Raw genomic sequence first — 7469 nt, 5'->3', positions numbered from 1 at the left:
TTGGGTGGACTAAGTTTGAAGTTGCTTTGACATGATCATCACCAGCCTGCTCGACACCGACCTTTACAAATTCACCATGATGCAGGCTGTGCTGCATCAGTTCCCGAGTGCGCAGGTGTCGTACAAGTTCAAGTGCCGCAATCCCGGTGTGCAGCTTGCGCCCTATGTGCAAGAAATCCGTGACGAAATTCGCTCGCTATGCAGCCTGCAATTTCAAAATGCCGAGCTGGCGTGGCTGCGCAGCTTGCGCTTCATCAAAAGCGACTTCGTGGATTTTTTAGGGCTGTTCCGCCTGAATGAAAAATACATTCAGGTGAATGCCTTGTCGAATGGTGAGATTGGCATCAGCATCCAAGGCCCTTGGCTGCACACCATCTTGTTTGAAATCCCTGTGTTGGCCATCGTCAACGAGGTTTACTTTCGCAACACGCAACAAGTGCCGGACTTTTTAGAAGGACGCAAACGCTTAGACCAAAAAATTCAAGCCCTACATGCCGAGCGTTTGAGTGATTTGAAGATTGCGGATTACGGAACACGTCGCCGCTTCTCCAAGGCGTGGCACGAGGAAATTCTGCGTGTCCTCATCTCGCGCCTAGGCACGGGGTCTGAAGGGCAGTTTGCAGGAACCAGCAATGCGTTGTTTGCAATGAAGCTGGGCCTGACCCCCTTGGGCACGATGGCACACGAATACCTGCAAGCCTGCCAAGCACTGGGGCCACGCTTGCGCGATAGCCAAGTGTTCGGCTTTGAGACATGGGCGCGTGAATACCGCGGTGACCTAGGGATTGCTTTGAGCGATGTGTATGGCATCGAGCCCTTCTTGCGTGACTTTGACATGTACTTTTGCAAATTGTTCGATGGTGCGCGTCACGACAGTGGCGACCCTTTCACATGGGGCGAGCGCATGATCACGCATTACCGCAACAACCGTGTAGACCCTATGACCAAGACCTTGATTTTTTCTGATGGCCTGACCATTGAAAAAATCATTGCCTTGTACCAACAGTTTCGCGGGCGTTGCCAACTGGCGTTTGGCATTGGCACCAACCTGACCAACGACTTGGGCTATGAGCCTTTGCAAATCGTCATCAAAATGACGCAATGCAATGGCCAGCCCGTGGCCAAGCTGTCGGACACGCCTTCCAAAAATATGTGCCAAGACGAAAAATACTTGGCCTATTTGCGCCAAGTGTTTGACATCGCGCAGCCTGTTTAACCGAGCTTATGAACTACCTAAAAATTGCTTGCGTCTTTGCGCTGGCGTTTGGTTTGAATGCGGTGGCTCCGCGTTTGCTGAGTCACATTGCACACTTGGGTGGCGTAGAGGCGGCCATTGCTGCCACCCTGTGGTGCTTGGGTTTGTTTCTCGTGTTTGGTTGGGGCTGTAGCAAGGCGGCGGAGGGCACGTTTTTCCCGAGCTTTACCTTGCAGTTGCTGATCGGCATTGTGTTGCACGATGCACTGGCGCCTTTGTCCGCGCAACTGGTACTCGCGGTGGTGGTGTGCACATCGCTTGCTGCCATCATTCTGAAGTCGGGCGGTGATGAGATTGAACGCAAGGACTTTTTGAAAATTGCCTGGCCTACCTTGCTCATCGCCACTGTGGGCTACTTGATCACGTTCTTTGTGATGTTTCCAGTGTTGATGTGGCTGGGTTTGGACAGCAAAACGGCCGCACTCTTATCCGCCATCGTGGGTGCGACCGATCCCGCTGCGTTGATCCCCACGCTCAAGACCGTGGTGTTTAAACCCGAGTTCAAGCAAATGCCGAGCTTGTGCGTGGCCGAAAGCGCCTTGAACGATGCTGTAGGGGCTATCTTCACGGGGGCGATTTCGGTCATGATTTTGGGGGGCGTTCAAATCGATAGTGCCCGCTTGTTGGCCGCAGGTCTGTTCAGTGCTGACAACTTGCAACTGCTCGCCGCACAGTTTGGATTTGGCGTCGTGGCCGGTGTCATGGGCTGGCTCGCCATGTATGCTTTTGAACGCTATAAATCCAACAGCCACGCACAAGGCAAGCTGGATGTGCCGTATGACTTTGCTTTGGTGTTGGCGGTGCCCTTGGTCACCTTTGTGCTGGCGCAGATGATGCATGGCAATGGTTTCTTGGCGGCATTCATCGCAGGCTTGTTGGCCAATTTCAACCACGGTACACACCATTTTCACGGCTTATTGCACAACCTTGAAGTGAAGATCGAGAGTTTGGCCAAGCCCACCATCTTCATGATGGTCGGGCCTTTCGTCGCCTTGCCGCAACTGGCCGAGACCGCAGGCTTGGGCTTGCTGGTGTCGTTGGTGTTCATCCTCTTGGCACGTCCTCTTGCGGTATTTATTTCACTGCTGCTGACGAAGGTGAGCCGATCTGAAAAACTGTTTCTGTGCGCTGTACGTGAAACAGGTGTGATTCCCGTGGTGTTGGCCGTGATCACCGTGGCGCAGTTTCCGGACATGACACAGCTCATGCCTTTGACAGCTTGGGTGGTGATTTGGACCTTGACTGTGCTGCCTGCGCTGACCCCTTGGTGGGCTAAACAATTAAACATGACAGAGTAATTCAATGAAATCAAAAATCATCGTCGCCCGTCCTATCTTTGAGGATGTCTTGGTGCGTCTGCGCGAACACTTTGACGTGACCGACAACCAAGTCGACACGCCGTGGACCAAGGCATCATGGACGCAAGCCCTGTCGCAACATGTGGGCGCTCTGACCACAGGGTCTGACCCTGTGGATGCCGACGTGCTCCAAGCCTGTACCCATCTCAAAGCCGTGGCCAACATGGCGGTGGGCTACAACAACTTTGACGTGCCCGCCATGACCGCCCATGGCGTACAAGCCAGTAACACGCCCGATGTGTTGACTGAGACCACGGCAGACTTTGGCTTTGCTTTGTTGATGGCGACGGCACGCCGCATCACCGAGAGCGAGCATTACCTGCGCCGTGGCGAGTGGACGCAATGGCGCTACGACATGTTTGCCGGCGCTGAAGTGCATGGCAGCACCCTCGGCATCTTGGGCATGGGTCGCATCGGCCAAGGCATTGCGCGTCGCGCTGCGCATGGCTTTGGCATGAAGGTGATTTATCACAACCGTTCACGCTTGGGCGTCGAGGCGGAAGCCGAGTGCAAAGCCCGCTATGTCAGCAAAGAAACGTTGCTCCAAACAGCCGACCATGTGATGTTGGTGGTGCCCTACAGCCCAGCGTCGCATCACACCATCGGTGCCGCTGAGTTGGCGCAAATGAAGCCCACTGCCACGCTCATCAACATCGCTCGCGGCGGTATTGTGGACGATGCCGCATTGGCGGTAGCGCTGCGCGACAAACGCATTGCTGCGGCAGGCTTGGATGTGTTTGAGGGCGAGCCCAACGTTCACCCCGATTTGCTGACTGTGCCCAATGTGGTGTTGACCCCGCACATTGCCAGCGCATCCATTCCCACACGCAGGGCGATGGCCAATTTGGCGGCAGACAACCTCATCCGCTACTTCACGCAAGGCAAGTCGGTCGCCCCCTTGAACACGGTGTCTGCATGATGGAAATTTGGATGGCGGTAGGTGTGGGGGCATTGAATGCCTTGCTATTGCTGCTGCTCTTGCGTCGCCCCAGCAACCACCCCGATGCCGCATTAGCTTTGCAGCAGAGCTTGCAAAGCATGCACGAAAAACTGGAGCGTATTGAGCGAGAGTTGCGCACTGAGATTGCCGAATCCTCCAGAGGTGGCCGTCAAGAGCTGACGCAAAACTTGGCGCTGTTTCAACAAAGCCAAGTGCAGCAACTCACACTCATGCAAAAAAGTATTGGGGACACGCTGAACCAACAGTTGCAGCAATTGCAAAAAAGCAATGCCGACAAACTCGACGAAATGCGCCGCACGGTGGATGAAAAGCTGCAAACCACCTTGGAAAAACGCCTGTCCGAGAGCTTCAAACAAGTGGCCGAGCGTTTGGAGCAAGTGCACAACGGCCTCGGCCAAATGCAAAAGTTGGCCGATGGCGTGGGCAGCTTGCAGCGTGTGCTGACCAACGTCAAAACACGCGGCATGTTTGGCGAGGTGCAACTTGAGGCCTTGCTCGAACAAGTGCTCACGATTGAGCAATACGCCAAGCAAGTGGAAACCAAACCACGCAGCAACCAGCGCGTTGACTTTGCGATTCGGTTTCCAGGCCGTGGTGGCGAAGACGGTGAGCCCGTTTGGTTGCCGATTGATGCCAAGTTCCCGCGTGAAGATTACGAGCGCTTGCTGGATGCACAAGACCGCGCCGATGCTTTAGCCGCAGAAGTGGCGGCCAAGGCGCTGGAAGCACGTATTCGCACCGAAGCCAAGAGCATTGCCGAGAGCTACCTCGCGCCACCGCACACCACGGACTTTGCGATTTTATTTTTGCCTGCCGAGGGTTTGTATGCCGAGGTGCTGCGCCGCCCTGGCTTGATGGACAGTTTGCAACGCGACTACCGCGTCACCCTGGCAGGCCCGACCACCTTGCTAGCCATGCTCAACAGCTTGCACATGGGCTTTCGCACACTCGCGCTGGAGCAACAAGCCTCTGAGGTGTGGAAGGTGCTGGGCGCGGTGAAAACCGAGTTTGAACGCTATGGCGATTGGGTGGAGAAGGTGCGCGAGCAAGTGCAAAAAGCCGCGGACACACTGGACCGTGCCGACACCCGCAGCCGCCAAATGCGCCGTGCGCTCAAGAACGTGGAGGCCTTGCCCGAAAGCGAAGCGCAAGCGCTGCTGCCCAAGTTTGATGACGCCTTGGAAGAATCAGATCTCAAAGCGGACGCCAAGGTTTGAAACGTGAACTCGCCAAGCTGATTGCAGGCCAGGTGTGCCTGCATGCTTGTATGGCAGGCATGCGCATGGCCGCTCCCCTGATGGCCTTGCGCAGTGGCCAGAGTGAGGCCGCCGTCGGCCTGTTGCTAGCCATGTTTGCTTTGACCCAAGTGTTCTTGGCCCTGCCTGCAGGACGCTACGCCGATTTGCATGGCTTGAAACGCCCTGTGATGTGGAGCGTACTCATGGGCGTGACGGGTGCAGGCGCAGCTGCGGTGTGGCCCATCTTTCCCGTGTTGTGTTTCAGTGGTTTGATGACGGGGGGCGCTACCGGCATTGCCATCATTGCGTTGCAGCGCCATGTGGGTCGTGCCGCGCAAGGTTTGGCACAGATGAAGCAAGCCTTCAGTTGGTTGTCGATTGCACCTGCGTTCTCTAATTTCATCGGTCCGTTCACGGCGGGCCTGCTGATTGACCATGCTGGTTTTCAATGGGCATTTGCCGCTATGGCTGCATTGCCTGCGATTGCGTGGATTTGGATTCGTCAAGCGCATGAACTGCCGAAAGTTGAAAAACCTGAAGGCCATGAAAACAACAGTGCTTGGGATTTGCTCAACGAGCCCATGTTTCGGCGCTTGCTGCTGGTTAATTGGTTTTTGTCGGCGTGTTGGGATGTGCACACCTTTGTCGTGCCCATCTTGGGTCATGAACGGGGTTTGAGTGCTTCGGCCATTGGTGCTATCTTGGGCGTGTTTGCACTGGCCGCAGCGTTTATTCGCATGATGATGCCCTTCATCGCAGCACGTTTGCACGAGTGGCAAGTGGTCACGGGCGCAATGCTCATCACCTCATTTATGTTGGCGGTGTACCCGTTCACCGAGACAGCTTGGCTGATGGGCGCATGTTCGGCGCTGGTGGGTTTTTCGCTGGGCGGGGTTCAACCCATGATCATGAGCACACTGCACCAAATCACACCAGAACATCGCCATGGTGAAGCTTTGGGATTGCGCTTGATGGGCATCAACGCGTCGAGTGTACTGATGCCCATGGTGTTTGGCGCGGCTGGCACCGTCATTGGCATCAGTGGCGTGTTTTGGTGTGTGTCAGCAGTGGTGGGCTTGGGCTCACGCAGCGCGTATTTGCTCAGAGTTCATAAAAAGCACGGATGACTTGCCATGCGTCGTCCACGCTGTCGACGTAAGTGAACAAGTTCAAGTCTTCTTGAGAAATTACACCTTCTTCCAGCAGCACTTGTGGGTTAAACAGTCGCTTCCAATACGCACTGCCAAACAGCACGATGGGCACGGGCTTGGCTTTTTTGCATTGCACCAAGGTAAGTGTTTCAAACAACTCGTCTAGGGTGCCAAAGCCACCGGGAAAGGCCACCAAGGCTTTGGCGCGCATCATGAAGTGCATTTTTCGCAAAGCAAAGTAGTGGAACTTGAAGCTCAGTTCGGGCGTGATGTAGGGGTTGGGTGTTTGCTCATGGGGCAGGGCGATGTTGAGTCCCACGCTGATGCCACCCGCTTCTTGCGCGCCACGGTTGGCAGCTTCCATGATGCCGGGGCCGCCACCTGTGCAGATGAAGAGCTTGCGACCATGGGTCTTGTCGGCGCTGAATGTGGTGATGGTATGCGCCAAGGCGCGTGACTGCTCGTAGTAGCGCGCATTGCGCACCAGAACTTCGGCTTGGGCAATCTCGGCCTCATCGCCACTGGCACGTGCTCGGATGAGCGCAAGGTGTGAATCTTCTTCACTGCGAAAACGCGCACTGCCAAAGATGACCACGGTGTGCTCAATGCCGCGTTCAATTTGCGCCAAATCGGCTTTGAGCATTTCGAGTTGCATGCGCATGCCGCGTGTTTCGCGGCGCAGTAAAAACTCAGGATCTGCAAACGCCAAGCGATTGGATTCTGGGGTGATTGAGTCGCCGTTGTCGTAATGTGCTTTGAGGGTTTCCCAAGCTTGGGCAAGGCGTCTGTCGTGTGGGTCTAGCATTCCATCCATGCTGCGATGTTACTGTTAGAAATGCAGTGGGTTTGGGCGTAAAAAAGGCCTCCGAAGAGGCCTTGATTGGCAAAAACTTGAAAGCTTAGACGCGCTTGCGGTATTCGCCTGTGCGTGTGTCCACTTCAACTTTGTCGCCTTGGGCCACAAACAAAGGTACAGCGACTTCAAAGCCGGTTGCAATTTTGGCGGGCTTCAACACTTTGCCTGAGGTGTCGCCTTTGACAGCTGGCTCGGTCCAAGTGATTTCGCGCACGACGTTGGTGGGTAATTCCACAGAGATGGCTTTCTCGTCGTAGAACACCACTTCGAGTTCCATGCCGTCTTCGAGGTAGTTCAGGGCGTCGCCCATGTTGCTGGCTTCGACTTCGTATTGGTTGAAGTCGGCGTCCATGCAAACGTACATAGGGTCAGCAAAGTAAGAGTAGGTGCAATCCTTCTTGTCCAAGATGACTTGGTCCATCTTGTCGTCGGCTTTGAACACGACTTCGGTGCCGAAGTTCGCGATCAAGCTTTTTAATTTCATGCGAACGGTGGAAGAGCCACGGCCGCCACGTTGGTATTCGGTGCGCAGGACAACCATAGGGTCCTTGCCGTGCATGATGACGTTGCCAACGCGGATTTCTTGAGCGGTTTTCATAGTGTGAGGTTTTCTAAGAGGTATGTGGCCCATGCAGCTCAAGCTGCGCTGG

7 protein-coding genes are annotated in these 7469 nt (G+C 55.1%); 5 read left to right on the top strand and 2 right to left on the bottom strand.

Annotated elements, in window-relative coordinates; translation table 11 throughout:
* Positions 1–31 precede the first annotated feature (31 nt).
* From pncB to RMS03_RS00610, 5 genes are read left to right on the top strand one after another with little or no spacing between them, the layout of a single operon-like run.
* Positions 32–1216, top strand: coding sequence for a nicotinate phosphoribosyltransferase (gene pncB / locus RMS03_RS00630; RefSeq protein WP_310625194.1), 1185 nt, complete (start codon positions 32–34; stop codon positions 1214–1216).
* Between the two features lie 8 nt (positions 1217–1224).
* Positions 1225–2553, top strand: coding sequence for a cation:proton antiporter (locus RMS03_RS00625; protein WP_310625193.1), 1329 nt, complete (start codon positions 1225–1227; stop codon positions 2551–2553).
* 4 nt (positions 2554–2557) lie between these two features.
* Entirely contained in the window at positions 2558–3532 is a 975-nt protein-coding gene (locus RMS03_RS00620) for a D-glycerate dehydrogenase (protein ID WP_310625192.1), read from the top strand.
* The gene (locus tag RMS03_RS00615) at positions 3532–4791 is read left to right on the top strand and encodes a DNA recombination protein RmuC (protein WP_310625196.1); all 1260 of its coding nucleotides are present in this window, start codon (positions 3532–3534) and stop codon (positions 4789–4791) included. Before RMS03_RS00620 ends, RMS03_RS00615 begins: the two co-directional genes overlap by 1 nt.
* A complete protein-coding gene (locus RMS03_RS00610; RefSeq protein ID WP_310625191.1) occupies positions 4788–5939 on the top strand; it encodes an MFS transporter in 1152 nt (383 codons plus the stop codon). The genes RMS03_RS00615 and RMS03_RS00610 overlap by 4 nt, the downstream gene beginning before the upstream one ends.
* Here the strand turns inward: RMS03_RS00610 and RMS03_RS00605 are convergent.
* Both RMS03_RS00605 and efp read right to left on the bottom strand, forming a co-directional pair.
* Complete coding sequence (locus RMS03_RS00605) at positions 5914–6777, bottom strand: TIGR00730 family Rossman fold protein (protein ID WP_310625190.1); 864 nt, start codon at positions 6775–6777, stop codon at positions 5914–5916. The two genes, RMS03_RS00610 and RMS03_RS00605, sit on opposite strands and share 26 nt — an antisense overlap.
* 85 nt (positions 6778–6862) lie before the next feature.
* On the bottom strand, positions 6863–7417 hold the full coding sequence (gene efp, locus RMS03_RS00600; protein ID WP_310625195.1) for an elongation factor P: 555 nt from the start codon (positions 7415–7417) through the stop codon (positions 6863–6865).
* Positions 7418–7469 lie beyond the last annotated feature (52 nt).

Source organism: Limnohabitans sp., assembly GCF_031538885.1.
GTDB lineage: Bacteria > Pseudomonadota > Gammaproteobacteria > Burkholderiales > Burkholderiaceae_C > Limnohabitans.
The sequence above is the reverse complement of the archived record's forward strand: the minus strand, read 5'-3'. Positions and strand labels throughout refer to the sequence as shown.